This is a genomic window from Streptomyces sp. NPDC058955, from assembly GCF_042741435.1.
Classification (GTDB): domain Bacteria; phylum Actinomycetota; class Actinomycetes; order Streptomycetales; family Streptomycetaceae; genus Streptomyces.
Genome location: NZ_JBHYKM010000116.1, coordinates 1 through 24,946, shown reverse-complemented (window position 1 = coordinate 24,946; position 24,946 = coordinate 1). Strand labels below are relative to the sequence as shown.

The 24,946-nt window shown below is 72.0% G+C and carries 20 protein-coding genes; 5 read left to right on the top strand and 15 right to left on the bottom strand.

The annotated features are described in order from the left end of the window. Window positions 1–181: 181 nt before the first annotated feature. Entirely contained in the window at window positions 182–526 is a 345-nt protein-coding gene (locus ACFW1I_RS31515; protein WP_384676328.1) for a hypothetical protein, read from the bottom strand. Window positions 527–619: 93 nt separating this feature from the next. Next, entirely contained in the window at window positions 620–1,573 is a 954-nt protein-coding gene (locus ACFW1I_RS31510) for a heme o synthase (protein WP_384676326.1), read from the bottom strand. A 343-nt stretch (window positions 1,574–1,916) separates the two neighbouring features. Here ACFW1I_RS31510 and tkt point away from each other — a divergent pair, with 343 nt between their 5' ends. From tkt to pgl, 5 genes are read left to right on the top strand one after another with little or no spacing between them, the layout of a single operon-like run. After that, window positions 1,917–4,004, top strand: coding sequence for a transketolase (tkt, locus tag ACFW1I_RS31505; protein ID WP_384676324.1), 2,088 nt, complete (start codon window positions 1,917–1,919; stop codon window positions 4,002–4,004). Between the two features lie 36 nt (window positions 4,005–4,040). After that, complete coding sequence (gene tal / locus ACFW1I_RS31500; protein WP_384676322.1) at window positions 4,041–5,159, top strand: transaldolase; 1,119 nt, start codon at window positions 4,041–4,043, stop codon at window positions 5,157–5,159. Window positions 5,160–5,164: 5 nt separating this feature from the next. Beyond that, window positions 5,165–6,697, top strand: coding sequence for a glucose-6-phosphate dehydrogenase (gene zwf, locus ACFW1I_RS31495; RefSeq protein WP_384676320.1), 1,533 nt, complete (start codon window positions 5,165–5,167; stop codon window positions 6,695–6,697). After that, entirely contained in the window at window positions 6,694–7,800 is a 1,107-nt protein-coding gene (opcA, locus tag ACFW1I_RS31490; protein ID WP_384676318.1) for a glucose-6-phosphate dehydrogenase assembly protein OpcA, read from the top strand. The genes zwf and opcA overlap by 4 nt, the downstream gene beginning before the upstream one ends. After that, entirely contained in the window at window positions 7,797–8,564 is a 768-nt protein-coding gene (gene pgl / locus ACFW1I_RS31485) for a 6-phosphogluconolactonase (RefSeq protein WP_384676316.1), read from the top strand. Before opcA ends, pgl begins: the two co-directional genes overlap by 4 nt. A gap of 27 nt (window positions 8,565–8,591) precedes the next feature. On the opposite strand, the gene ACFW1I_RS31480 is transcribed toward pgl, so the two are convergent. The 13 genes from ACFW1I_RS31480 to uvrC all read right to left on the bottom strand — a co-directional run bounded on the left by ACFW1I_RS31480 (window position 8,592) and on the right by uvrC (window position 24,694). Continuing rightward, window positions 8,592–10,118, bottom strand: coding sequence for a PH domain-containing protein (locus ACFW1I_RS31480; protein WP_384676314.1), 1,527 nt, complete (start codon window positions 10,116–10,118; stop codon window positions 8,592–8,594). After that, complete coding sequence (locus ACFW1I_RS31475) at window positions 10,115–10,615, bottom strand: PH domain-containing protein (RefSeq protein ID WP_384676312.1); 501 nt, start codon at window positions 10,613–10,615, stop codon at window positions 10,115–10,117. Before ACFW1I_RS31475 ends, ACFW1I_RS31480 begins: the two co-directional genes overlap by 4 nt. Window positions 10,616–10,618: 3 nt before the next feature. After that, window positions 10,619–12,283: a glucose-6-phosphate isomerase gene (pgi, locus tag ACFW1I_RS31470; RefSeq protein WP_384676310.1), complete on the bottom strand. Its 1,665-nt coding sequence runs from the start codon at window positions 12,281–12,283 to the stop codon at window positions 10,619–10,621. 155 nt (window positions 12,284–12,438) lie between these two features. Beyond that, window positions 12,439–12,774 (bottom strand): RNA polymerase-binding protein RbpA, encoded by a 336-nt coding sequence (locus ACFW1I_RS31465; RefSeq protein WP_003957010.1) that lies wholly within the window; start codon window positions 12,772–12,774, stop codon window positions 12,439–12,441. A 77-nt stretch (window positions 12,775–12,851) separates the two neighbouring features. Beyond that, on the bottom strand, window positions 12,852–13,082 hold the full coding sequence (gene secG, locus ACFW1I_RS31460; protein ID WP_030205174.1) for a preprotein translocase subunit SecG: 231 nt from the start codon (window positions 13,080–13,082) through the stop codon (window positions 12,852–12,854). Window positions 13,083–13,186: 104 nt separating this feature from the next. Continuing rightward, on the bottom strand, window positions 13,187–13,969 hold the full coding sequence (gene tpiA, locus ACFW1I_RS31455; protein WP_384676308.1) for a triose-phosphate isomerase: 783 nt from the start codon (window positions 13,967–13,969) through the stop codon (window positions 13,187–13,189). 8 nt (window positions 13,970–13,977) lie between these two features. Then, entirely contained in the window at window positions 13,978–15,189 is a 1,212-nt protein-coding gene (locus ACFW1I_RS31450; protein WP_384676306.1) for a phosphoglycerate kinase, read from the bottom strand. 118 nt (window positions 15,190–15,307) lie between these two features. Further along, window positions 15,308–16,318: a type I glyceraldehyde-3-phosphate dehydrogenase gene (gene gap / locus ACFW1I_RS31445; protein ID WP_384676304.1), complete on the bottom strand. Its 1,011-nt coding sequence runs from the start codon at window positions 16,316–16,318 to the stop codon at window positions 15,308–15,310. Between the two features lie 223 nt (window positions 16,319–16,541). Then, window positions 16,542–19,496 carry a M14 family zinc carboxypeptidase gene (locus ACFW1I_RS31440; protein WP_384676302.1) on the bottom strand — a complete coding sequence of 985 codons (2,955 nt, stop codon included), beginning with the start codon at window positions 19,494–19,496 and terminating at the stop codon, window positions 16,542–16,544. A gap of 221 nt (window positions 19,497–19,717) precedes the next feature. Beyond that, a complete protein-coding gene (gene whiA, locus ACFW1I_RS31435; RefSeq protein WP_031002759.1) occupies window positions 19,718–20,707 on the bottom strand; it encodes a DNA-binding protein WhiA in 990 nt (329 codons plus the stop codon). After that, window positions 20,698–21,738: a uridine diphosphate-N-acetylglucosamine-binding protein YvcK gene (gene yvcK / locus ACFW1I_RS31430; RefSeq protein WP_384676300.1), complete on the bottom strand. Its 1,041-nt coding sequence runs from the start codon at window positions 21,736–21,738 to the stop codon at window positions 20,698–20,700. Before yvcK ends, whiA begins: the two co-directional genes overlap by 10 nt. Beyond that, complete coding sequence (rapZ, locus tag ACFW1I_RS31425) at window positions 21,735–22,715, bottom strand: RNase adapter RapZ (RefSeq protein WP_384676298.1); 981 nt, start codon at window positions 22,713–22,715, stop codon at window positions 21,735–21,737. Before rapZ ends, yvcK begins: the two co-directional genes overlap by 4 nt. Beyond that, on the bottom strand, window positions 22,712–24,694 hold the full coding sequence (gene uvrC / locus ACFW1I_RS31420; RefSeq protein WP_384676296.1) for an excinuclease ABC subunit UvrC: 1,983 nt from the start codon (window positions 24,692–24,694) through the stop codon (window positions 22,712–22,714). The genes rapZ and uvrC overlap by 4 nt, the downstream gene beginning before the upstream one ends. Window positions 24,695–24,946 lie beyond the last annotated feature (252 nt).

The window sequence follows — 24,946 nt, the reverse complement described above, 5'->3', positions numbered from 1 at the left end:
GCCCGGGTCGGGGGCGCGGACGGGTGGGCCGTGGGCGTTCCCCGGCCCGGCCGGGGCCGCGCGGCCCGGCGATGGCAGCAGGCCGTCACCCGTCCGGCCGTCGGCGTCGCCGCGTCAGCGGTCGGCCGGGGCGGACGGCGCCGGGGACGGTTCGGCCGTCGCCCGTTCGGCCCTCGTCGCGTCAGGTGTTCGCGGGGCCGCCGAGCTGGATGCCGGCCATGCGGGTCCACTCGTAGGGGCCGGTGACGACCTTCGCGGCGAACTCGCCGTCGAACTCCTCGTGGAGGGTGAGGCCGGCCTGCTCCGCGGCCTGGTGGGCGATCGCGTGGGTGGGGGCCACCAGGTCGCCCCAGCCGCCGTCCTCGCCGACGAGGACGATCCGGGTGCCGGCCTGGCCGATGTGGGCGATCTGGCCCTCGACGCCGCCGTGCTGCTTGCCGAAGGCGCGGATCTCCTTGGCCAGCTTGGCCGCCTTGCGCCCGGCGCGCGGGGAGACGGCCGTGGTGTCTTCCTTGGTGTCTGCCATGCCAAGGATGCTACCGAGGGGTAGATCGACTGACGACGGCCGGGCCGCGTGGTTCAGCCCACACGACCCGGCCGTCGCCGGAGCTGTTTCGCCCTAGCGGAGGAAGGGGTCCACCGCGACCGCCACGAAGAGCAGCGACACGTAGGTGATGGACCAGTGGAAGAGGCGCATCTCCTTGAGCTTCGCGCCGGTGACCTCGGCCTTGGCGCGGTTCAGCAGGGCGTGCGCCTCCCACAGCCACCAGCCGCCGGTGGCCAGCGCGACGGCGGTGTAGAACCAGCCGGTGTAGCCCAGCGGGGTGAGCAGCAGCGAGACCGCGACCATGACCCAGCTGTAGAGGACGATCTGCTTGGCGACGACCTTGTTGGAGGCCACCACCGGGAGCATCGGCACGCCCACGCGCGCGTAGTCGTCCTTCACCTTCATCGACAGCGGCCAGTAGTGCGGCGGCGTCCAGAAGAAGATGACCATGAAGAGGATGACGGCGGCCCAGGACATCGAGTTCGTGACCGAGGACCAGCCGATGAGGACCGGCATGCAGCCGGCGATGCCGCCCCAGACGATGTTCTGCGCGGTGCGCCGCTTCAGCAGCATCGTGTAGACGACGACGTAGAAGAGCAGTGCGCCGAGGGAGAGCCAGGCGGAGAGCCAGTTGACGAGCAGGCCGAACCAGAGGGTGGAGACGACGGCCAGGGTGAGGCCGAAGACCAGGCCCTCGCGCGGCGAGACCATGCCGGTGACCAGCGGGCGCTGCGAGGTGCGGTCCATCAGCGCGTCGATGTCGCGGTCGATGTACATGTTCAGCGCGTTGGCGCCGCCGGCCGAGAGATAGCCGCCGAAGCAGGTGGCGAGCACCAGCCACAGGTCGGGCACGCCCTGTTCGGCGAGGAACATCACCGGAACGGTGGTGATGAGCAGCAGTTCGATGATCCGCGGCTTGGTCAGCGCCACGAATGCCTTGACGCGGGCCCCGAACGGCCGATGGCCCCCCGGGCCGGAAGCCTCGACGACCCCTGCGGGTCGGGACTCGACGGCCGTCACGCACACCCCTGACAGAGAAATTCCCAGCAAGTTCCCCGGATAAAGACGGGGTGAAACTTGCGCGTACCACGCCACTGTAGACGTTGCCCAGACACCGATCTTCGCGGGGGTGGGGTCGTGTTGGCGGGGCTCACTCTTGAGCGCGTATCCGGCCCCGTATCAAGGCGTGGACACGCTTCGGCGCGCCGTTCGGGAGGCGGAGCGCCACGCCCACCGGCACTCTTGCTGTGAGCGCTCATTTGAGGGGCATGGACACGAAAAGAGGGGGCTTTTTCGGGGGTAGGCTCGACAGCGCCGGTACACCCTCAGTCACCGGCTACAGACATGTGGAGAGGAGCCCTGACCCAGGGTGAGCACTAAGCCGACCACCACAGACCTCCAGTGGACCGAATTGGACCAGCGGGCCGTCGACACCGCCCGCATCCTGGCCGCGGACGCCGTACAGAAGGTCGGCAACGGCCATCCGGGTACGGCGATGAGCCTCGCGCCGGCCGCGTACACCCTCTTCCAGAAGGTGATGCGCCACGACCCGTCCGACCCCGAGTGGGTGGGCCGCGACCGGTTCGTGCTCTCCGCGGGCCACTCCTCGCTGACCCTGTACACCCAGCTGTACCTGGGTGGCTTCGGTCTGGAGCTGGACGACCTCAAGGCATTCCGCACCTGGGGCTCGAAGACCCCGGGCCACCCCGAGTACGGCCACACGGCCGGCGTCGAGACGACCACCGGCCCGCTGGGCCAGGGCGTCGCGAACGCGGTGGGCATGGCGATGGCCGCCCGCTACGAGCGTGGTCTGTTCGACCCGGAGGCCGCCCCCGGCACCTCCCCCTTCGACCACAACGTCTACGTGATCGCCGGCGACGGCTGCCTCCAGGAGGGCATCTCCGCCGAGGCGTCCTCGCTCGCGGGCCACCAGAAGCTCGGCAACCTGATCCTGCTGTGGGACGACAACCACATCTCGATCGAGGGCGACACCGAGACCGCCGTGTCCGAGGACACGATGAAGCGGTACGAGGCGTACGGCTGGCACGTGCAGCGCGTGGAGCCGCAGGAGAACGGCGACCTGGACCCGGCCGCCCTGTACGCGGCGATCAGGGCCGCCGAGGCCGAGACCGAGCGTCCGTCGTTCATCGCGATGCGCTCGATCATCGCCTGGCCGGCGCCGAACGCGCAGAACACCGAGGCCGCGCACGGCTCGGCGCTCGGCGACGACGAGGTCGCGGCCACCAAGCGCGTCCTCGGCTTCGACCCGGAGCAGAGCTTCGAGGTGACCGACGAGGTCATCGGCCACACCCGTGCGCTGGGCGCCCGCGGCGCCGAGGCCCGCGCCGCCTGGGACAAGCAGCTCGCCGAGTGGCGTACGGCCAACCCGGAGCGGGCCGCCGAGTTCGACCGGATCCAGGCGAACGAGCTGCCGGCCGGCTGGGAGGAGAAGCTCCCGGTCTTCGAGGCGGGCAAGAGCGTCGCCACCCGTGCGGCCTCCGGCAAGGTCCTCCAGGCGCTGGGCGAGGTCGTCCCCGAGCTGTGGGGCGGCTCGGCCGACCTCGCGGGCTCGAACAACACGACGATCGACAAGGCGTCGTCCTTCCTCCCCGAGGGCAACCCGCTGCCCGAGGCGAACCCGTACGGCCGCACGATCCACTTCGGCATCCGCGAGCACGCCATGGCCGCGGAGATGAACGGCATCGCGCTGCACGGCAACACCCGCGTCTACGGCGGCACCTTCCTCGTCTTCTCGGACTACATGCGCAACGCCGTGCGCCTGTCGGCCCTGATGCACGTGCCGGTGACCTACGTGTGGACGCACGACTCGATCGGCCTCGGCGAGGACGGCCCGACCCACCAGCCGGTGGAGCACCTGGCCTCGCTGCGCGCGATCCCGGGTCTGAACGTGGTCCGCCCGGCCGACGCCAACGAGACGGCGATCGCCTGGCGCGAGATCATGAAGCGGCACACCCGCGAGTACCTGAAGGGCGCGCCGCACGGTCTGGCGCTGACCCGTCAGGGCGTGCCGACGTACGCGCCGAACGAGGACGCGGCCAAGGGCGGCTACGTGCTGTTCGACGCCGAGGGCGGCTCGCCGCAGGTCGTCATCATCGCGACCGGCTCCGAGGTGCACCTGGCCGTCGAGGCCCGTGAGCAGCTCCAGGCCGAGGGCGTCCCGACCCGCGTGGTCTCGATGCCGTCCGTGGAGTGGTTCGAGGAGCAGGACCAGGCGTACAAGGACTCCGTCCTGCCGCCGTCGGTGAAGGCGCGTGTCGCGGTCGAGGCCGGTGTCGGCCTGACCTGGCACAAGTACGTCGGTGACGCCGGCCGGATCGTCTCGCTGGAGCACTTCGGTGCCTCGGCCGACGCCAAGGTCCTCTTCCGTGAGTTCGGTTTCACGCCGGAGGCCGTCGCCTCCGCCGCCCGGGAATCGATCGCAGCCGCCGCGCGCTGACGCGGATACGTACGACTTTTTGGAGATGCAACTCTCATGACAGACGCTCTCAAGCGCCTCTCCGACGAAGGCGTCGCGATCTGGCTGGACGACCTGTCCCGCAAGCGGATCACCTCGGGCAACCTGGCCGAGCTGATCGACCAGTCGCACGTGGTCGGTGTGACCACCAACCCGTCGATCTTCCAGAAGGCGATCACCTCGGGCGACGGCTACGAGCAGCAGCTCGCCGACCTGGCCGCCCGCAAGGTCACCGTGGACGAGGCCATCCGCATGATCACGACGGCGGACGTCCGCGACGCCGCCGACATCCTGCGCCCGGTCTTCGACGCGACGGACGGCCAGGACGGCCGGGTGTCCATCGAGGTCGACCCGCGCCTCGCCCACGAGACGGCCGCCACGATCGCCGAGGCGAAGCAGCTGGCCTGGCTGGTGGACCGCCCGAACACGCTCATCAAGATCCCGGCCACCAAGGCGGGTCTGCCGGCGATCACCGAGGTCATCGGCCTCGGCATCAGCGTGAACGTGACGCTGATCTTCTCGCTGGAGCGCTACCGCGCGGTCATGGACGCCTACCTGGCGGGCCTGGAGAAGGCCCGCGAGCGCGGCCTCGACCTCTCCAAGATCCACTCGGTGGCGTCCTTCTTCGTGTCCCGCGTGGACACCGAGATCGACAAGCGCCTGGACGGCATCGGCACCGACGAGGCCAAGGCGCTCAAGGGCAAGGCCGCCCTGGCCAACGCCCGTCTGGCCTACGAGGCGTACGAGGAGGTCTTCTCCTCGGAGCGCTGGGCCGCCCTCGACAAGGCGCAGGCCAACAAGCAGCGTCCGCTGTGGGCCTCGACCGGCGTCAAGGACCCGGCCTACAAGGACACGCTGTACGTCGTGGACCTGGTCGCCCCCGGCACGGTGAACACCATGCCGGAGGCCACCCTGGAGGCCACCGCCGACCACGGCGAGGTCACCGGTGACACCATCCGCGGGACGTACGAGCAGTCCCGTGCCGAGCTGGCGGCCGTCGAGAAGCTGGGCATCAGCTACGACGACGTCGTCCAGCTCCTGGAGGACGAGGGCGTCGAGAAGTTCGAGGCGTCCTGGAACGACCTGCTCGGCTCGACCGAGGCGGAGCTCGCGCGCCGCGTCCCTTCGGAGGGCTGACCACCTTGAGCACCGTCGACGGAGCCAACCCGCTCCGTGACGCCGCAGACCGACGGCTCCCGCGCATCGCGGGGCCGTCGGGCCTGGTCATCTTCGGCGTCACGGGCGATTTGTCCCGTAAGAAGCTGATGCCCGCCGTCTACGACCTGGCCAACCGCGGCCTGCTGCCGCCGGGCTTCTCGCTCATCGGCTTCGCCCGCCGGGAGTGGCAGGACGAGGACTTCGCCCAGGAGGTCCACGACGCGGTCAAGCAGCACGCCCGCACCCCCTTCCGCGAGGAGGTCTGGCAGCAGCTCATCCAGGGCATGCGGTTCGTCCAGGGCGACTTCGACAGCGACGAGGCGTTCGAGCAGCTCAAGGACACCATCCAGGAGCTGGACAAGGCGCAGGGCACCGGGGGCAACTTCGCCTTCTACCTGTCCGTGCCGCCGAAGTTCTTCCCGCTCGTCGTCCAGCAGCTGAAGAAGCACGGCCTGGCCGACCAGAAGAACGGCTCCTGGCGCCGCGCCGTCATCGAGAAGCCCTTCGGCCACGACCTCGCCTCCGCCAAGGAGCTCAACGAGGTCGTCCACGAGGTCTTCCCGCCCGAGGCGGTCTTCCGGATCGACCACTACCTCGGCAAGGAGACCGTCCAGAACATCCTGGCGCTCCGCTTCGCCAACACGCTCTTCGAGCCGACCTGGAACCGGTCGTACGTCGACCACGTGCAGATCACCATGGCCGAGGACATCGGCATCGGCGGCCGCGCGGGCTACTACGACGGCATCGGCGCCGCCCGTGACGTCATCCAGAACCACCTGCTCCAGCTGCTCGCGCTGACCGCGATGGAGGAGCCCGCCTCCTTCGACGCCGACGCGCTCGCCGCGGAGAAGACCAAGGTGCTGGGCGCCGTCCGGCTCCCCAAGGACCTGGCCGAGTCCACCGTCCGCGGGCAGTACGCGGCCGGCTGGCAGGGTGGCGCGAAGGCCGTCGGCTACCTCCAGGAAGAGGGCATCGACCCCGAGTCGACGACCGACACCTACGCGGCGATCAAGCTGGAGATCGACAACCGCCGCTGGGCGGGCGTCCCCTTCTACCTGCGGACCGGCAAGCGGCTCGGCCGCCGGGTCACCGAGATCGCGGTGGTCTTCCAGCGCGCCCCGCACTCCCCCTTCGACCACACGTCGACGGAGGAGCTGGGCCGCAACGCCATCGTCATCCGGGTCCAGCCGGACGAGGGCGTCACCGTCCGCTTCGGCTCCAAGGTGCCCGGCACCCAGATGGAGATCCGGGACGTGTCGATGGACTTCGCCTACGGCGAGTCCTTCACCGAGTCCAGCCCCGAGGCGTACGAGCGGCTCATCCTGGACGTCCTGCTCGGCGACTCCAACCTCTTCCCGCGCGTGGAGGAGGTCGAGCTGTCCTGGAAGATCCTCGACCCGATCGAGCAGTTCTGGGACACGCACGGCAAGCCCGCCCAGTACGAGTCCGGTACCTGGGGACCGGTCGAGGCGGACGAGATGCTCGCACGAGACGGCAGGAGCTGGCGCCGGCCATGAAGACCGACCTGACGGACACCACGTCCTCCAAGATCAACAAGGCGCTGGTGCTCGGGCGGCGGGCGATCGGCACCCCGGCCGTCGGCATGGTGCTCACCCTCGTCATCGTCACCGACGAGGAGAACGCCTACGACGCGCTGAAGGCGGCCAACGAGGCGTCCCGCGAGCACCCCTCGCGGACCCTCGTGGTGATCAAGCGGGTCTCGCGCTCGCCGCGGGACCGCGCCAACACCCGGCTCGACGCCGAGGTCCGCCTCGGCGCCGACGCCGGCTCCGGGGAGACGGTCGTCCTCCGGCTGTACGGCGAGGTCGTCGACCACGCCCAGTCGGTGGTGCTGCCGCTGCTCCTCCCGGACGCCCCCGTCGTCGTCTGGTGGCCGGTGAACGCGCCGACCGACCCGGCGAACGACCCGCTGGGCGCCCTCGCCCAGCGCCGGGTGACCGACACGTACGCCGCCGAGCAGCCCATCGAGGAGCTGACCGCGCGCGCGGACACCTACACCCCCGGCGACACGGACCTGTCGTGGACCCGGATCACCCCCTGGCGCTCGATGCTGGCCGCCGCGCTCGACCAGGTCCACTGCAAGGTGACCTCGGCCGACGTGGAGGGCGAGGAGTTCAACCCGAGCGTCGAACTGCTCGCGATGTGGCTGGCCGAGCGGCTGAAGGTGCCGGTGCGGCGCTCCAGCTCCACCGGGCCCGGCCTCACCTCCGTACGCCTGGAGACCAGCGCGGGGCCGATCGTCCTCGACCGGCCCGACGGTTCGCTCGCGACCCTCTCCATAGAGGGGCAGCCGGACCGCGCGGTGGCGCTCAAGCGGCGCGAGACGGCCGAGCTGATCGCGGAGGAGCTGCGCCGGCTCGACCCGGACGACACCTACGCGGCGGCACTGAAGTACGGCCTGGAGCGGCTCGACGAGGAGGCGGCCGTCACCGCCCCCGCGTTCGAGCAGCCGGTCGACGTCACGGCGGACCTCGTCCCGGAGCCGGCCGGGAAGCCGGCCCGGGACACGGCCCAGGAGCCGGCTCAGGACACGGCTCAGGAGCCGGTGAAGAAGGCTCCCGCCAAGAAGGCCCCGGCCAGGAAGGCGGCGGCCAAGTGAGCGCCCCCCGCCTGGTGGTCCACCGGGACAAGGAGCTGATGGCCGAGGCCGCGGCCGCCCGGCTGATCACCCGGATCGTGGACGCCCAGTCCGCCCGCGGCACCGCCTCGGTCGTGCTGACCGGCGGCCGCAACGGCAACGGACTGCTCGCCGCGCTCGGCACCGCGCCGGCCCGGGACGCGATCGACTGGTCGCGGCTCGACCTGTGGTGGGGCGACGAGCGGTTCCTGCCCGAGGGCGACCCCGAGCGGAACGTCACCCAGGCCCGCGAGGCGCTGCTCGACCGGGTCCCGCTGGACCCGGCCCGGGTGCACGCCATGCCGGCCTCGGACGGCCCGTACGGGGACGACGCCGACGCCGCCGCGGCGGCCTACGCGGCCGAGCTGGCCGCGGCGGCCGGCCCCGGCGACGAGGGGGGCGTGCCCTCCTTCGACGTGCTGATGCTGGGCGTCGGCCCGGACACCCACGTGGCCTCGCTCTTCCCGGGCCTTCCGGCGGTCCGGGAGACCGGGCGGACGGTCGTCGGGGTGCGCGAGGCGCCGAAGCCGCCGCCGACCCGGATCTCCCTGACCCTCCCGGCGATCCGGGCGGCGCGGGAGGTCTGGCTGCTGGCGGCCGGCGAGGACAAGGCGAAGGCCGCGGCCCTCGCGCTGTCCGGCGACGCGGACGAGGCGCAGGTCCCGGCGTCCGGTGCCCGCGGCCGCGAGCGCACGCTGTGGCTGATGGACACGGCGGCGGCCGCGGAGCTGCCGCGGGACCGCTAGCCCGAAGAGGCCGTACGGAGGCCCGGTTCACCTCTCGGTGGACCGGGCCTCCGGCGTCTCCAGGAAGGGCGTGAGCAGCCCCGGTACGGCCTCGGCGGCGAAGGCCAGGCCCTCGGACTCGCCGGCGTCCAGGACGTCGTAGGCGCCCTCCCCGGCGGCCGTGGTGGCGGTGAGGGTGAGGATCCCGGCCCGCCGCTGGAAGTACGACTGCTTGACCGTCCAGCCGATGATCCCGGAGCGCTGGAGGGCGACCGTGCTCCGCCGTACCGCGCCCGAACGGGTCACCAGATAGGCGCCGCCCAGGGCGTGCCCGAGCGAGCGGTACGCGTCCAGGGCGAGCAGCACGGCGAGCGGCGCCAGCACCACGGTCCAGCCGACCGCCACGTACAGCAGCACGGGGGTGAGGAGCGCCCCGAGGAGGGCGAGGACGGCGGCGGGGAGCAGGACCGCGAGGAGGGCCCGGCGCAGCCGCCGGGCGCGGGCGGCGCGCGGGTGGGCGGTGAGCGGGGCGGAGGTGGGCGGCGCGGGCGCGCGCAGCACCTCGGCGGCGACCCGGTCGGCGACCGCCCGGGGCACGGCCGGCAGCAGGGCCTTGAGGTCGGTGTGCTTCTCGTCGTCGTCCTCGGTGAGGCCGGTGGCGACGGCGTCGACCCGGGCCGCGCCGAGGAGCCGCACGCCGAGGGGCTCGACGAGTTCCACGCCGCGCAGCCGGCGCTCCTCCAGGGAGACCGAGCGGGCGGTGAACAGGCCGCGGCGGACCCGGAGGGTGCCGCCCGGTTCGCGCTCCAGCCGGTGGTTCCACCACATCTCCACCCAGAGGCCGAGGGCGCCGACGGCGCCGGCGAGGGTGGCGAGGACGACCAGGTCGACGATCATCCAGGGCAGCGAGACGGAGGCGAAGCGGTCTCCTATCCAGTCGATGACCTCGGCCTGGGCGCCGAACCACTCGCTGACCTGCATGACCGCCCCGGCGGCGGCGCCGCCGAGGGCCGGAGCGACGAAGGAGACGGGGGCGTAGCGGATCCAGCGGGGGTCGAGGACGGCGAGCGTGCCGTCGTGGGCGGGGTCGGCCCCGGGGGCGGCCGGGCGGGCGAGGAGGGTGCGGCGGAGCCGTTCGCCCTCGGCGCGGGTGACGAGTTCGAGTTCGAGGGTGGACTCGCCGCCGCCGGTGGACTCGCCGGTGCCGATGCGGACCTTGACGAGGCCGAGGACGCGCTGGAGCGGGTTGGCGGTGAGGTCGACGCTGCGGATCCGGTCGCGGGCCAGCGAGCGGCGCTTGAGCAGGAGCAGCCCGGTGTGCAGGTCGACCCGGTCGGGGCCGATCCGGTAGCGGGTGCGGCGCCAGCGCGCGTAGTCGGCCGCGGTGCCGCCGCCGACCAGCAGGGCGGCGCCGGCGAGGACCCAGCCGACGGCCTGCCAGAGCGGCCGGGACCCGGCGAGCCCGGCGGCGACCGGGACGCCCGCGCCGGCCGCGACCCCGCAGAGGACGGCGGCGGTGACGAGGAGGGTGCGCCGGTCGAGGCCCTGCCACTCCTCCTCGCCGGCGGGGCTCATGTGGCGTCCCCGGGGGTGGCCCGGGTCAGCGCGGTGAGCCGTTCGGCGAGCTCCGCGGCGAGCTCGTGGTCGAGCCCCTCGGCGCGGAGCGCGCCCTTGGAGGAGGCGGTGGTCACGGTGACGGTGGCGAGCCCGAAGAGCTGCTCCAGCGGGCCGCGTACGGTGTCCACGGTCTGGATCCGCGACATGGGGGCGATCCGCCACTCCTGCCACAGCGCGCCCGTGCGCACGTACACGGCCTCGTCGGTGACCTCCCAGCGGTGCACCCGGTACCACCAGGCGGGGAGGGACGCGGCGCAGGCCAGTCCGATCGCCCCGAGGGCGCCGGCCGCGCCGAGCAGCCAGGTCCTGGCCGGGTCGATCAGCAGACCGAGCACGGCCAGGACGGCGACCGGGACGGCGGCGGCGAGGAGGCACCGGGCGCGCCACCAGCCGACGGCCCTGCGGTCCACCGCGTTCCTGGGCGGCCGGAGCCGTACCGCGTCCTCCCCCGCCATCACTCAGCTCCGGCCGCGCAGCGCACGGTAGGCGGAGACGAGGGCCGCGGTGGAGCTGTCGAGGCCCTCGGCGCTCGCGTCGCCGGTGAGGACGGGCTCGATCTTCTTGGCGAGGACCTTGCCGAGCTCGACGCCCCACTGGTCGAAGGAGTCGATGTTCCAGATCGCGCCCTGGACGAAGACCTTGTGCTCGTAGAGCGCCACCAGCTGGCCGAGGACCGAGGGGGTGAGGGCGTCGGCGAGGATCGTGGTGGTGGGGTGGTTGCCCTGGAAGGTCTTGTGCGGGACGAGTTCCTCGGGCACGCCCTCGGCGCGCACCTCCTCCGGCGTCTTGCCGAAGGCGAGGGCCTGGGTCTGGGCGAAGAAGTTCGCCATCAGCAGGTCGTGCTGGGCGACGAGTCCGGGCAGCAGGTCGGCGACGGGCTGCGCGAAGCCGATGAAGTCGGCCGGGATGACCTTGGTGCCCTGGTGGATCAACTGGTAGTAGGCGTGCTGCCCGTTGGTGCCGGGGGTGCCCCAGACGACCGGGCCGGTCTGCCAGTCGACGGGCTCGCCCTGGCGGTCCACGGACTTGCCGTTGGACTCCATGTCGAGCTGCTGGAGGTAGGCGGTGAACTTGGACAGGTAGTGCGAGTACGGCAGGACGGCGTGCGACTGGGCGTCGAAGAAGCCGCCGTACCAGACGCCGAGGAGGCCGAGCAGCAGCGGCGCGTTCTCCTCCGCGGGCGCGGTGCGGAAGTGCTCGTCGACGAGGTGGAAGCCGTCGAGCATCTCGCGGAAGTGGTCCGGCCCGATGGCGATCATCAGGGAGAGGCCGATGGCGGAGTCGTAGGAGTAGCGGCCGCCGACCCAGTCCCAGAACTCGAACATGTTGGCCGTGTCGATGCCGAAGTCCTGGACCTTCTCGGCGTTGGTGGAGAGCGCCACGAAGTGCTTGGCGACGGCCTCCTGGCCGGCGCCGAGGCCGGTGAGGAGCCAATCGCGGGCGGAGGTCGCGTTGGTGACGGTCTCGATGGTGGTGAAGGTCTTGGAGGCGACGACGAAGAGCGTCTCGGCCGGGTCGAGGTCGCGGACGGCCTCGTGGAGGTCGGCGCCGTCGACGTTGGAGACGAAACGGAACGTCAGATCGCGCCGGGTGTAGGCGCGCAGGACCTCGTAGGCCATGGCGGGGCCGAGGTCGGAGCCGCCGATGCCGATGTTGACGACGTTCTTGATCGGCTTGCCGGTGTGGCCGGTCCAGGCGCCGGAGCGGACCTTGTCGGCGAAGCCGGCCATCTTGTCGAGGACGGCGTGGACCCCGGGGACGACGTTCTCTCCGTCCACCTCGATCACGGCCTCGCGGGGGGCGCGCAGCGCGGTGTGGAGGACGGCCCGGTCCTCGGTGGTGTTGATCTTCTCGCCGCGGAACATGGCGTCGCGCAGCTCCGCCACGCCGGTGGCGGCGGCCAGCTCGCGCAGCAGCTCCAGGGTCTCGTCGGTGACGAGCTGCTTGGAGTAGTCCAGGTGGAGGTCACCGACCCGCAGGGTGTAGCCGGTGCCGCGCTCCGGGTCGGCCGCGAACAGCTCGCGCAGATGGGTGGAGCCCAGCTGCTCCCGGTGCTTGCCGAGGGCCGCCCACTCGGGCAGCCGGTTGAGCCTGATGCGTCCTTCAGTGGTCATTTCGGACATCGCCCACTTCTTCTCGTACGTGTCTGCCCCGCTGCTTCTCCAACCTAATTGATCGGCCGGGGCATTCCGTGCCACCGGCCCCGGACACGACGAAGGGCCCCGTCCCGCGAATCCGGTTCGCGGGCAGGGCCCTTGGCCTGCTGTTCAGCGGTCGTTCAGATCTCGCCCCGGAGCTTGGCGAGCGCCTCGGCGAGGATCGCCTCGCCGTCGGCGTCGCTGCGCCGCTCGCGGACGTAGGCGAGGTGGGTCTTGTACGGCTCGGTGCGCGGCGGGTCCGGCGGGTTGTCCCGGTCCTGGCCGGCCGGGAACCCGCAGCGGGGGCAGTCCCAGGTGTCCGGGACCTGCGCGTCGCTCGCGAAACTCGGCTGGGTCTCGTGCCCGTTCGAGCACCAGAAGGAGATGCGGAGGCGCGGTGCCGACTCGCCCCGCTCGGCCTCCCCCATCGGCCCCGCTCCGACCCGGCTTCCCCGGATCGCGTTGCCACTTGCCACGGTCGTAACTCCCTGCGTGATGGTGCTCGAAGATGCCCCAGTCTACGGAAGGCCCAACGCGCGTCCAGTGTGCGGAGTTACCCGTCCAGCTTCATGAGCAGACCAAGTACGACAATGCAGGCGAACCAGAGCAGCCCGACCACGACCGTGATGCGGTCGAGGTTGCGCTCGGCGACCGAGGAGCCGCCGACGGAGGACTGCATGCCGCCGCCGAACATGTCGGAGAGGCCGCCGCCCTTCCCCTTGTGCATCAGCACCAGCAGCATCAGCAGCGCGCTGAAGACGATCAGGGCGATCGAGAACCCCATAACCACGGCTGGACCAACTTCCTCGGAGCTTGATAACGGACGGGGGCCGGGCACGGCCCGACCCCCGACAGGGTACGACGGATCTCCTCCGCCGCTCTACATCGTCACTGGTCGCGGAAGCGGACGATCTTGACGAACTCGTCCGCGTCCAGCGACGCGCCGCCGACCAGGGCGCCGTCGATGTCGGGCTTCGCCATGATCTCGGCGACGTTGCCGCTCTTGACGGAGCCGCCGTACTGGATGCGGATCTTGTCGGCGACGTCCTGCGTGTAGAGCTCGGCGAGCTTGCCGCGGATCGCCCCGCAGACCTCCTGGGCGTCGTCGGCGCCGCAGACCTTGCCGGTGCCGATGGCCCAGACCGGCTCGTACGCGATCACGACGGTCTCGGCCTGCTCGGCCGGGACGCCCTTCAGGCCGCCCTCGACCTGGGCGAGGGTGTGCGTGACGGCGTCGCCGGCCTCGCGCACGTCCAGCTCCTCGCCGACGCAGAGGATCGGGGTGATGCCGTGGGCGAAGGCGGCCTTCACCTTGGCGTTGCACAGCTCGTCGGACTCGCCGTGGTACTGGCGGCGCTCGGAGTGGCCGACGGCGACGAAGCCGGTGTTCAGCTTGGCGAGCATGGCGCCGGAGATCTCACCGGTGTACGCGCCGGACTCGTGGGCCGACAGGTCCTGGGCACCGTACTTGATCTTGAGCTTGTCGCCCTCGATCAGGGTCTGCACGGAGCGCAGGTCGGTGAAGGGGACGAGGACGGCGACCTCGCAGCCGGCGTAGTCCTTGTCGGTGAGCGAGAAGGCGAGCTTCTGGACGTGGGCGATGGCCTCCAGGTGGTTGAGGTTCATCTTCCAGTTGCCCGCCATCAGCGGGGTGCGGGTGGTCTCGGTCATGGTGGTGATCACTTCTCCAGTGCGACGAGGCCGGGGAGCTGCTTGCCCTCGAGGTATTCGAGGGAGGCGCCGCCACCGGTCGAGATGTGGCCGAAAGCGTTCTCGTCGAAGCCCAGGATGCGGACCGCGGCGGCGGAGTCGCCGCCGCCGACCACGGTGAAGGCCGGGGAGTCGACGAGCGCCTGGGCGACGGCCCGGGTGCCCTCGGCGTAGTCGGGGTGCTCGAAGACGCCCATCGGGCCGTTCCAGAAGACGGTGGCCGCGTCGGCGAGCTTCGAGGCGTACAGCTTGCGGGTCTCCGGACCGATGTCCAGGCCCTCCTGGTCGGCCGGGATGGCGTCCGCGGCGACCGTGGTGGGGTTCGACGGGGCCTTGGTCTTGAGGTCCGGGAAGGTCGGCGAGACCAGGACGTCGACGGGGAGGACGAACTCGACGCCCTTCTCCTCGGCGCGCTTGAGGTAGTCGAGCACCGCCGGGATCTGGTCCTCCTGGAGGAGGGAGATGCCGACCTCGTGGCCCTGGGCCTTGAGGAAGGTGTAGGCCATGCCGCCGCCGACGAGGATGCGGTCGGCCTTCTCCAGGAGGTGGTCGATCACGCCGAGCTTGTCGGAGACCTTGGCGCCGCCGAGGACGACCGCGTACGGCCGCCGGACGTCCTCCGTCAGCTTCTTGAGGACGCCGACCTCGGTGGCGATGAGGTAGCCGGCCGCGTGCGGCAGCTTGCCCGGGAGGTCGTAGACCGAGGCGTGCTTGCGGTGGACGGCGCCGAAGCCGTCGCCGACGTAGAGGTCGGCGAGGGCGGCCAGCTGTTCCGCGAAGGCGTCGCGCTCGGCGTCGTCCTTCGAGGTCTCGCCGGCGTTGAAGCGCAGGTTCTCGATGACGGCCACGCCGCCGTCGGCCAGGCCCGCGACGGTCGCCCGGGCGGACTCGCCGACGGTGTCGGTGGCGAAGGCCACCTCGGCGCCGAGCAGTTCGCCGAGCCGCGCGGCGGCGGGGGCGAGGGAGAACGCCGGGTCCGGGGCGCCCTTGGGGCGGCCCAGGTGGGAGGCGACCACGACCCGGGCGCCGGCCTCGGCGAGCGCCTTGACCGTGGGGACGACGGCGCGGATGCGGCCGTCGTCGGTGATGGTGGTGCCTTCGAGCGGCACGTTGAGATCGGCGCGGACGAACACCCGCTTGCCCTCGACGCCCTCGCCGAGAAGCTCGTCGATCGTCTTCATCTGTTCACTGACTCCTTGGTACGCGGTGGAGCACACGAGACAGGGCCCGCACAGCGCTTCGTCGCGCTGCCCGAGCCCTGCTCACATCGAAAGCCCTGCCCTGTTGAACCCTAGTACGTCAGAGCTGGTCGCCGACGAAGGTGGTGAGGTCGACGAGACGGTTGGAGTAGCCCCACTCGTTGTCGTACCAGCCGAGGATCTTGACGCTGTTGCCGTCCTGGACCATGGTCAGCGAGGAGTCGAAGGTGCACGACGCCGGGTCGCTGACGATGTCCGAGGAGACGATCGGGTCCTCGGTGTAGAAGAGGATGCCCTTGAGCGGGCCGTCCTCGGCCGCCTTCTTGAAGGCGGCGTTGACCTCGTCCTTGGTGACCTCGCGGTCCAGGGTGACGACGAGGTCGGTGGCGGAGCCGGTGGGGACCGGGACGCGCATCGCGATGCCGTCCAGCTTGCCCTTGAGCTGCGGGAGGACCAGGGCGGTGGCCTTCGCGGCACCGGTCGTGGTCGGGATGATGTTCTCCGCGGCGGCGCGGGCGCGGCGCAGGTCCTTGTGCGGGAAGTCCAGGATGCGCTGGTCGTTGGTGTAGGCGTGGACCGTGGTCATGAGACCGCGGACGATGCCGAAGTTCTCGTCGAGGACCTTGGCCATCGGGGCGACGCAGTTGGTGGTGCAGGACGCGTTCGAGATGACGTGGTGGTTCGCCGGGTCGTACTTGTCCTGGTTGACGCCCATGACGATGGTGATGTCCTCGTCCTTGGCCGGAGCCGAGATGAGGACCTTCTTGGCGCCGCCGGCGAGGTGCTTCGCGGCGTCCTCGCGCTTGGTGAAGATGCCGGTGGACTCGATGACGACGTCGACGCCGAGCTGCCCCCACGGGATGTCGGCGGGGTCGCGCTCGGACAGCACCTTGATGGTGTGGCCGTCGACGGTGATGGTGTCGGCGGTGTGGGAGACCTCGGCCTTGAGGCGCCCCAGGATGGTGTCGTACTTCAGCAGGTGAGCCGTGGTCGCGGTGTCGCCCAGGTCGTTGACGGCCACGACCTCGATGTCGGCACCCTGCTCAAGGAGCGCGCGGAAGTAGTTGCGACCGATACGGCCAAAGCCGTTGATGCCTACGCGGATCGTCACGAACCGATCTCCTCGTATGAGAACGCCGGGTGAAATGTCACACCGGCGAGATCTTGATTTTTTTGGGATGTCCCCGACCGCTTCCGACCCTACCCCTCCGGGCGCCCCCGAGTGACATCGAGCGCAGCCGTTCGAGCCCGGAAAGTGACCGGAAAATGGCCGACGGCCCGTACCTACCAACGGGTACGGGCCGTCTTGGGACCTTTGTCCCCACTACTCTCCGTCAGCGGCGGAGCGCGGTGAGGGCGCGGTCGAGAAGTCGCTGCCGTTCGGCCGCGGTTCCGACGTGCTCCAGGCCGAAGCCGAGGAGGACGGTGTCGCGGGTGGTGACGGCGGCGACGGAGTGGAACAGGGCCGGCGAGCGGGTCCAGTCGGCGGTGTTGCCGGGGCTGCCGGCCGGGGCGCCGGGCACCGTCCAGGCGCCGAGCCCGCTCTCGAAGCCCTCCTGCTCGGTGCCGGCCGCGGTGACCAGCCGGACGTCGTCGACGAAGGCGCCGGTCTCGCCGGTGCCGGGGTCGGAGACGTACGAGAGCGAGAGCTCGACCTGCTTGCCCGCGTAGGCGGAGAGGTCGACGGACGCCTGCCGCCAGCCGTTGGAGGGGCCGGTGAAGGCGTTCCAGGCGCCGGAGGTGCCGGTGGGCGCGCAGCCGTCCGCGCCGAGGGTGAGGTAGCGGCCGAGGGCGGGGTGGAGCTTCAGGTAGTAGCCCTCGCCGCAGTCGGCGGGCGGCTCCGTGGAGGTGCCGCCGTTCCGGTCGGGCAGGGTGGTCCAGTCGTCCTGTCCGACGGTCCTGGCCTCGACGACGAGGTTGTCGTAGCCGGGCTCGGTGTCGTAGCTGATCTGGAAGTCGAGCCGGGGGCCGACGGCGGCGGTGGTGCCGGTGAGGTCGACGGTCCGGGTGAGCCGGGCCCAGGCGTCGTCGGCGTGCCGGACGGCGGCGAAGGTGCTGCCCTCGGCCGGTTCGAAGGGGGTCCGCAGGCCCGGGTAGTCGCCGGCCGGGGCGCTGGAGGCGAACTGCGGGAACCGCTCCGGGTCGAGGGTGTCGGAGGTGACGGTGTAGGCGCCGGCGTTGTCGAGCGGGTTGCCGGCGGCGGCGCCGAGCCCGGTGCCCGCGCCGGTGAGGCGGCCGGCGCCGACGAAGGAGGCCGGGCCGTTCAGTCCGGCCCGGTGGTAGGCGCCGAGCCAGTACTGGGCGAAGTCGTTGGACTCGGCCCGGCCGATCCGGGTGAGCCCGCCGCTCTTCTCGCCGGCGTTGACCAGCTTGCCGCCCTCGTTGAGGTAGGAGCGGACGGCGAGCTGGACGGCCCCGGAGGGACGCTCGGCGCCGGTGTACCAGACGACGGTGCGGAAGTGGGAGAGGACGCCGAGGGCGTGCGGGGCGCCCTGGCCCGCGACGTCCCAGACGGCGGCCTTGCGGCCGGTCGCGGCGAGCGCCTTCACATAGGTGTCGGCGTGCGCGGCGGCGCCCGTACCGCCCTCCTCGGCGAGGACGAGGACGTCCCCGCGGGCGCGTTCGGCGACCTTGTACGTGAAGGGGGTCGTGGCGGTGGTCCGCCCGGCGCGGTCGCGGGCGGTGAACCAGACCTCGACGGAGTCGCCGGGCCGGGCGCCCCTCACCTCGCCGCGGTACTGGTCGTAGTACAGGTTGTCGTCGCCGCCGTAGGTCTCGCCGCCCTCCCACGCCTCGACGCCGGCGCGGTGGGCGCGGCCGCCGTTGATCCGGTAGTGGAGGGTCTTGGCGCGCAGGGACTTGCGGGCGGTGACGGCGACCGGCTGCTCCTCGCCGGCGGCGGCGTAGGAGGTGGCGAAGGCGTCGGGGGTGAGGGCCGGGGCCTCGGCGCCGACCGGGGAGACCGGGGCGTCGGGGCGGGCGGCGGACTCGGCGACGGCGAGCGCGAAGGGGATGTTCTTGGCGAACTCGGCCTGGATCAGCTTCTCGTCGTCGGGGAAGGTGAAGACGGAGGCGCAGTCGGCGGCCTCCCAGGCGTCGTTCGGGTCGACGCGGGAGGCGGTGGCGCAGGTGGACATCTCGGGGGTGAACATCTGCATGCCGTTGACGTTGGCGGCGTGTCCGTCGGCCTCGCCGTTGGTGATGTACAGCTCGGAGGAGACCTGCGGCCGGTAGCCGGGGACCGCCGAGTTCTGCGGGGTGCCGGCGAGCGCCTTGAGGGCGGTGTCGTCGGGGGTGTCGGTGGCGACCTGCCAGCCGACGCCGTACAGCAGGAGCTGGGCGGCGGAGTGGTAGTTGATGCCGTACGAGAAGCCGATGCGCTTCTGGAAGGCGTCCAGGGCCCGGGTCTCCGGCTCGGACATGGGGCCCTTGCCGCGGAAGGTCTCGTCGGCCGGGTCGGGGGACGAACCCTCGTCGTCGTAGCCCCACTTGTAGGCGAAGTTCCGGTTGAGGTCGACGCCGTCGCCGGCGGCGATCACGCCGTCGCCGTCGTTGTCGCGGAGGTTCTTGCGCCACTGGCGGTTGGCCGGGTCGGCGTGGGTGAAGTCGTAGCCGTCGGGGTTGGCGGAGAGCACGAACCACAGCTCGGTGGAGTCGACGATCCGGGTGATCCGCTCGTCGGTGCCGTAGTTGTCGAGGTAGTGGTGGAGCAGCCGCCTCGTCATCTCCGGGGTGATCCACTCCCGGGCGTGCTGGTTGGAGACGTACAGCGTGGCCGGCCTGCTGCCGTCCTTCGCCTGCCGGGCGCCCTTGGTGACCTTGACCGCGAGGATGTCCTGGCCCTTGAGGGTCTTGCCGATGGAGACGACCTTGGTGAGGCCGGGGTGGGCGGCGGCGGTGGCGAGGAGTTCCTCCTTGAGGCCGCCGGCGCCGCCGTACGGGCGGAAGACGCCGTCGCCGGCGGCGGCCGCGCGCCGGGCGGCGGCCGGGCCCGGGTCGTGCTCGGCGACCGGGACGCCCCGGTCGCGCAGCGCTCCGGCCTGGTCCTCGGTGAGGTAGACCTCGACCGTGGCGGTGCCGCGCTCGGGCACCTGCTCGGTCAGTTCGTGTCCGTCGGCCCCGGCGTCGAGGAGGAGCGGCACCTGCTCCTTGGTGACCGTGGCCCGCCATACGGAGAGGGCGTCGCCGCCCTCCGGGTCCGCCGGCCGCGCTCCGGCGGCGGGTGCCGCCGCGAGTCCGGCGATCAGCAGTGAGGCGGCGGCGAGTACCGCGCGCGCCCTTCGTCTCATCACGAGCCCCCCTTGGTGTGATCCGTCACGAAGAAGAACGGATGCCAGGCTCATGGGCGGCCATGGGGCTGTCAAGGGCGCCTCGCGGCAACGGGCCCGTGACACCCGGATGCTGATGTGACCTCAGAAGCGTTCCGTCGCCGCGGAGTTCGGGATTCCACCGGTACGGGAACGGCCCCCGCCCCGGGTGGGGGCGGGGGCCGTGCGGGCCGGGGCCGGTCTCAGCCGACCAGGCTCTCGTCCAGCTCCTCGGTCAGGTTCGACTCGGTGCCGGGGATGCCCAGGTCCTGCGCCCGCTTGTCGGCCATGGCGAGCAGCCGGCGGATCCGGCCGGCCACCGCGTCCTTGGTGAGCGGCGGGTCGGCGAGCGCGCCCAGCTCCTCCAGGGAGGCCTGCTTGTGCTCCATGCGCAGCCGGCCGGCCGCCGCGAGGTGCTCGGGCACCTCGTCCGCCAGGATCTCCAGGGCGCGCTGCACCCGGGCGCCGGCGGCGACGGCGGCCCGGGCCGAGCGGCGCAGGTTGGCGTCGTCGAAGTTGGCGAGCCGGTTGGCGGTGGCGCGGACCTCGCGGCGCATCCGCCGCTCCTCCCAGGCCAGCACCGACTCGTGCGCGCCGAGCCGGGTGAGCAGGGCGCCGATCGCGTCGCCGTCGCGGACCACGACCCGGTCCACCCCGCGGACCTCGCGGGCCTTCGCGGCGATGGAGAGCCGGCGGGCGGCGCCGACCAGGGCGAGCGCGGCCTCCGGGCCGGGGCAGGTCACCTCCAGGGAGGAGGAGCGGCCCGGCTCGGTCAGCGAGCCGTGGGCGAGGAAGGCGCCGCGCCAGGCCGCCTCGGCGTCACAGGTGGCCCCGGAGACGACCTGCGGGGGGAGGCCCCGGATGGGGCGGCCCCGGCCGTCGACCAGGCCCGTCTGGCGGGCCAGCTGGTCGCCGCCGGCCACCACGCGCACCACGAAGCGGGAGCCGCGCCGCAGCCCGCCGGGGGCCATCACGATCAGTTCCGAGCTGTGCCCGAAGATCTCCAGGATGTCCCGCTTCAGCCGCCGGGCCGCCATCGCCGTGTCGAGCTCCGCCTCGATCACGATCCGGCCGCTGACCAGGTGCAGACCGCCCGCGAACCGGAGGATCGACGAGACCTCCGACTTCCTGCAGCAGGTCCGGGTGACGGGAAGCCGGGAGATCTCGTCCTTCACCGCTGCCGTCATCGCCATGGGCCGATCCTTCCATGCATCCGAAAAATACGGTCGTACGCGGCGGCCAACTGCTCCGGGTCGTGCTTCGGAGAACCGTCGGCGCGGGCCACCGGCGCCAGCTCGACCGCGGCGCCGAGCCGCTTGGCGGCGTCGACGAGGGGTTCCCTGGCTGACACGTCGGGCACGGCGGCCTCGTCGGCCAGCACCACGTCCAGGGCGAGTTTAGGGGCGTGTCGTCCCAAAACCTCCAAATGACGCTGCGGGGAGAAGCCCTCTGTTTCTCCCGGCTGGGGCGCGAGGTTCAGCGAGAGCACCTTGCGGGCCTTGGTCTCGACGAGCGCGTCGAGCAGTTCGGGCACGAGGAGGTGCGGGATCACCGAGGAGAACCAGGAGCCCGGGCCGAGCACGACCCAGTCCGCGTCGAGGACCGCCGCGACGGCCTCCGGCACGGCCGGCGGGTCGTGCGGCACCAGGTGGACGGACTGCACCTCGCCCGGGGTGAGCGCCACGGTGGCCTGGCCGCGCACGGTGTCCACGTCGTCCGGGCGCGCCGGGTCGTGGCCCCTGACCAGGGCCTGGAGCTCCAGCGGCACGGCGGACATGGGCAGCACCCGGCCCTGGGCGCCGAGCAGCCGCCCGACCAGGTCGAGGGCCTGCACGGGGTCGCCGCCGAGCTGCTCCCAGAGGGCGACGATCAGCAGGTTGCCGACGGCGTGGCCGCCCATCTCGCCCTTGGACCGGAAGCGGTGCTGGATGACCCGGGCCCAGGTCTGGCCCCAGTCGTCGTCGCCGCAGAGCGCGGCGAGCGCCTTGCGGAGGTCGCCCGGGGGCAGCACGCCCAGCTCCTCCCGGAGCCGGCCGCTGGAGCCCCCGTCGTCGGCGACGGTGACGACGGCGGTGAGGTCGCCGGTGATCCGCCGCAGCGCGGCGAGGGAGGCGGAGAGGCCCATGCCGCCGCCGAGGGCGACGACCTTCGGCTGGGCGCCGCGCCTGCGGAGCGTCCGCTTCACCGAGAGGGTGGAGGCGGGACGCCGGCGGTACGGCTTCACTCGCGCCCCATGTCGCGGTGGACGACCACCGTCTCCACGCCCTCGGCGGCGATGCGGGCGGCGAGCTTCTCGGCGGTGGCGACGGAGCGGTGCTTGCCGCCGGTGCAGCCCACGGCGATGGTGACGTACCGCTTGCCCTCGCGGCGGTAGCCGGCGGCGATCAGCTGGAGCAGCTCGGTGTAGCGGTCCAGGAACTCCTTGGCGCCGGGCTGGTTGTAGACGTAGTTCGCCACCTCCTCGTTGAGGCCGGTGTACGGGCGCAGCTCGGGGACCCAGTGCGGGTTGGGCAGGAAGCGCATGTCCACGACGAGGTCGGCGTCGACCGGCAGGCCGTACTTGAAGCCGAAGGACATGACGGTGGCCCGCAGCTCGGGCTCCTCCTCGCCGGCGAACTGGGCGTCCATCTTGGCGCGCAGCTCGTGCACGTTGAGGCTGGAGGTGTCGATCACCAGGTCGGCGTCGCCGCGCAGCTCGCGCAGCAGGTCGCGCTCGGCGGCGATGCCGTCGACGATGCGGCCGTCGCCCTGGAGCGGGTGGGGGCGGCGGACCGACTCGAAGCGGCGGACCAGGGCCTCGTCGGAGGACTCCAGGAAGACGATCCTGCGGGTGACCTGCTTGGCCTCCAGGTCGGCGAGGGACTCGCGCAGGGCGTCGAAGAACTGCCGGCCGCGGACGTCGACGACGACCGCGATGCGGGCGACGTGGCCCTGGGAGCGGGCGCCGAGCTCCACCATGGTGGGGATCAGCGCGGGCGGCAGGTTGTCGACGACGAACCAGCCCAGGTCCTCCAGACACTTCGCCGCGGTGGAACGGCCGGCTCCGGACATGCCGGAGATGATCACCAGCTCGGGGATGGCCGCCTCGGCGCCGTTGTCGCCCGCGGTCTCCTTCGTGCCCGTACTCACGTGTCCTGCTCCGTCTTCTCGGTGGTGCCCGTCGTGCGTGTGGTGCCCGTCGCCGGGGTGGCGGTCGGTCATGCGGTGGTGCCCCCGTCGTCTTCCATGATCTCTCCTGTGGCCGTGTTCACGGCGGGTGCGGCGGGGGCCGCCTGCGCCATGGCCACGGCGACCGCCTCCGCGGTCTTCCGGCCGAAGCCGGGGACCTCACAGATCTGCTCGATTGTCGCCTGCTTCAGCCGCTTCACCGAGCCGAAATGCTTGATCAGGGCCTGTTTGCGCGTGTCGCCGAGGCCGGGGACGGCGTCGAGGGGGCTGCTCCGGAGCCGTTTGGTGCGCTTGGACCGCTGGTAGCGGATGGCGAAATCGTGAGCCGTGTCACGGACCCGCTGGAGGAGGTAGAGGCCCTCGCTGGAGCGGGGCAGCACCACCGGGTCGTCCTCGCCGGGCAGCCAGACCTCCTCCAGCCGCTTGGCGAGGCCGCAGACGGCGACGTCGTCGATGCCGAGCTCGTCCAGGGCCCGGCGGGCGGCGGCGACCTGCGGCTGTCCGCCGTCGACGACGACGAGCTGCGGCGGGTAGGCGAAGCGCTTGGGCCGGCCGTCGTCGCCGGCCTCGTCGACGGCGACCTCGCCGTCCTCGCCCCACTCCCCCGTCTTCTCCTTCTCGGCGAGGTAGCGGCGGAAGCGGCGGCCGATCACCTCGTGCATGGAGCGGACGTCGTCCTGGCCCTCGAAGCCCTTGATCTGGAAGCGGCGGTACTCGCTCTTGCGGGGCAGCCCGTCCTCGAAGACGACCATGGAGGCGACGACGTCCTCGCCCTGGAGGTGGGAGATGTCGAAGCACTCGATGCGCAGCGGCGCCGACTCCAGGTCCAGGGCCTCGGCGATCTCCTCCAGGGCCCGGGAGCGGGTGGTGAGGTCGCTGGCGCGCTTGGTCTTGTGGAGGACGAGGGCCTGCTGGGCGTTGCGGGCGACGGTGGCCATCAGGTCCTTCTTGTCGCCGCGCTGCGGGATCCGCAGCGAGACCTGGGAGCCACGGCGGCCGGAGAGCCACTGGGTGACGGCCTCGGCGTCCTCGGGCAGCGCCGGGACCAGGACCTCCTTGGGCACGGCGTCGCCGCTCTCCTCGCCGTACAGCTGCTGGAGGGCGTGCTCGACGAGCCCGGCGGTGTCGACGGCCTCGACCTTGTCGGTGACCCAGCCGCGCTGGCCGCGGACGCGGCCGCCGCGGACGTGGAAGATCTGGACGGCGGCCTCCAGCTCGTCCTCGGCGAGGGCGATGAGGTCGGCGTCGGTGGCGTCGGCGAGGACGACCGCGCTCTTCTCCATGGCCCGCCGCAGGGCCTCTATGTCGTCGCGGAGCCGGGCCGCCTTCTCGTACTCCATGTCCTCGGCCGCCGCCGTCATCCGCTTCTCCAGACGGCGGATGTAGGTGCCGGTGCGGCCGGCCATGAAGTCGCAGAAATCGTCGGCCAGTTCGCGGTGCTCCTCGGGCGTGACCCGGCCGACGCAGGGCGCCGAGCACTTGCCGATGTAGCCGAGGAGGCAGGGCCGGCCGGCCGAGGCGGCGTTGCGGAACACGCCGGCCGAGCAGGTCCGCACCGGGAAGACCCGCAGCATGAGGTCGACGGTCTCGCGGATCGCCCACGCGTGCGCGTACGGCCCGAAGTACCGGACGCCCTTCTTCTTGTGGCCGCGCATGACCTGGACGCGCGGGAACTCCTCGTTCAGGGTGACCGCGAGATAGGGGTAGCTCTTGTCGTCCCGGTACTTCACGTTGAACCGGGGGTCGTACTCCTTGATCCAGGAGTACTCCAGCTGGAGCGCCTCGACCTCGGTGGAGACGACCGTCCACTCCACGGAGGCGGCCGTGGTCACCATGGTGGCGGTCCGCGGGTGCAGGCTCGCGAGCGGCTGGAAGTAGTTCGCCAGCCGCTGCTTCAGCGACTTCGCCTTCCCGACGTAGATCACCCGCCGGTGCTCGTCCCGGAACTTGTAGACACCCGGGACGTCGGGAATCTGCCCCGGCGCGGGTCGATAGCTGGTGGGGTCGGCCATGCGCCCACCCTACTGGCGCACGGTGACAGGACGGGCTCCGCGCGGGCCCCGGGCAGGGGGCCTCAGGGCGGGGCTGTACGGCTCCGAGGCGGCGCGCCGCGGCCCGGGCCCTCGGCCGGCGGGCCCGGGCCGCCTGGTGGGCGGCCCGGGCCGTACGTGCCGCGGCGGCCTGGTGGGCCGGGTGCGGGGCGGCGGGCCGGGCGTGGGCCCCTCGGTCAGGACGCGCGGGTGCGGCGGGCCGCCGCCCGGCGG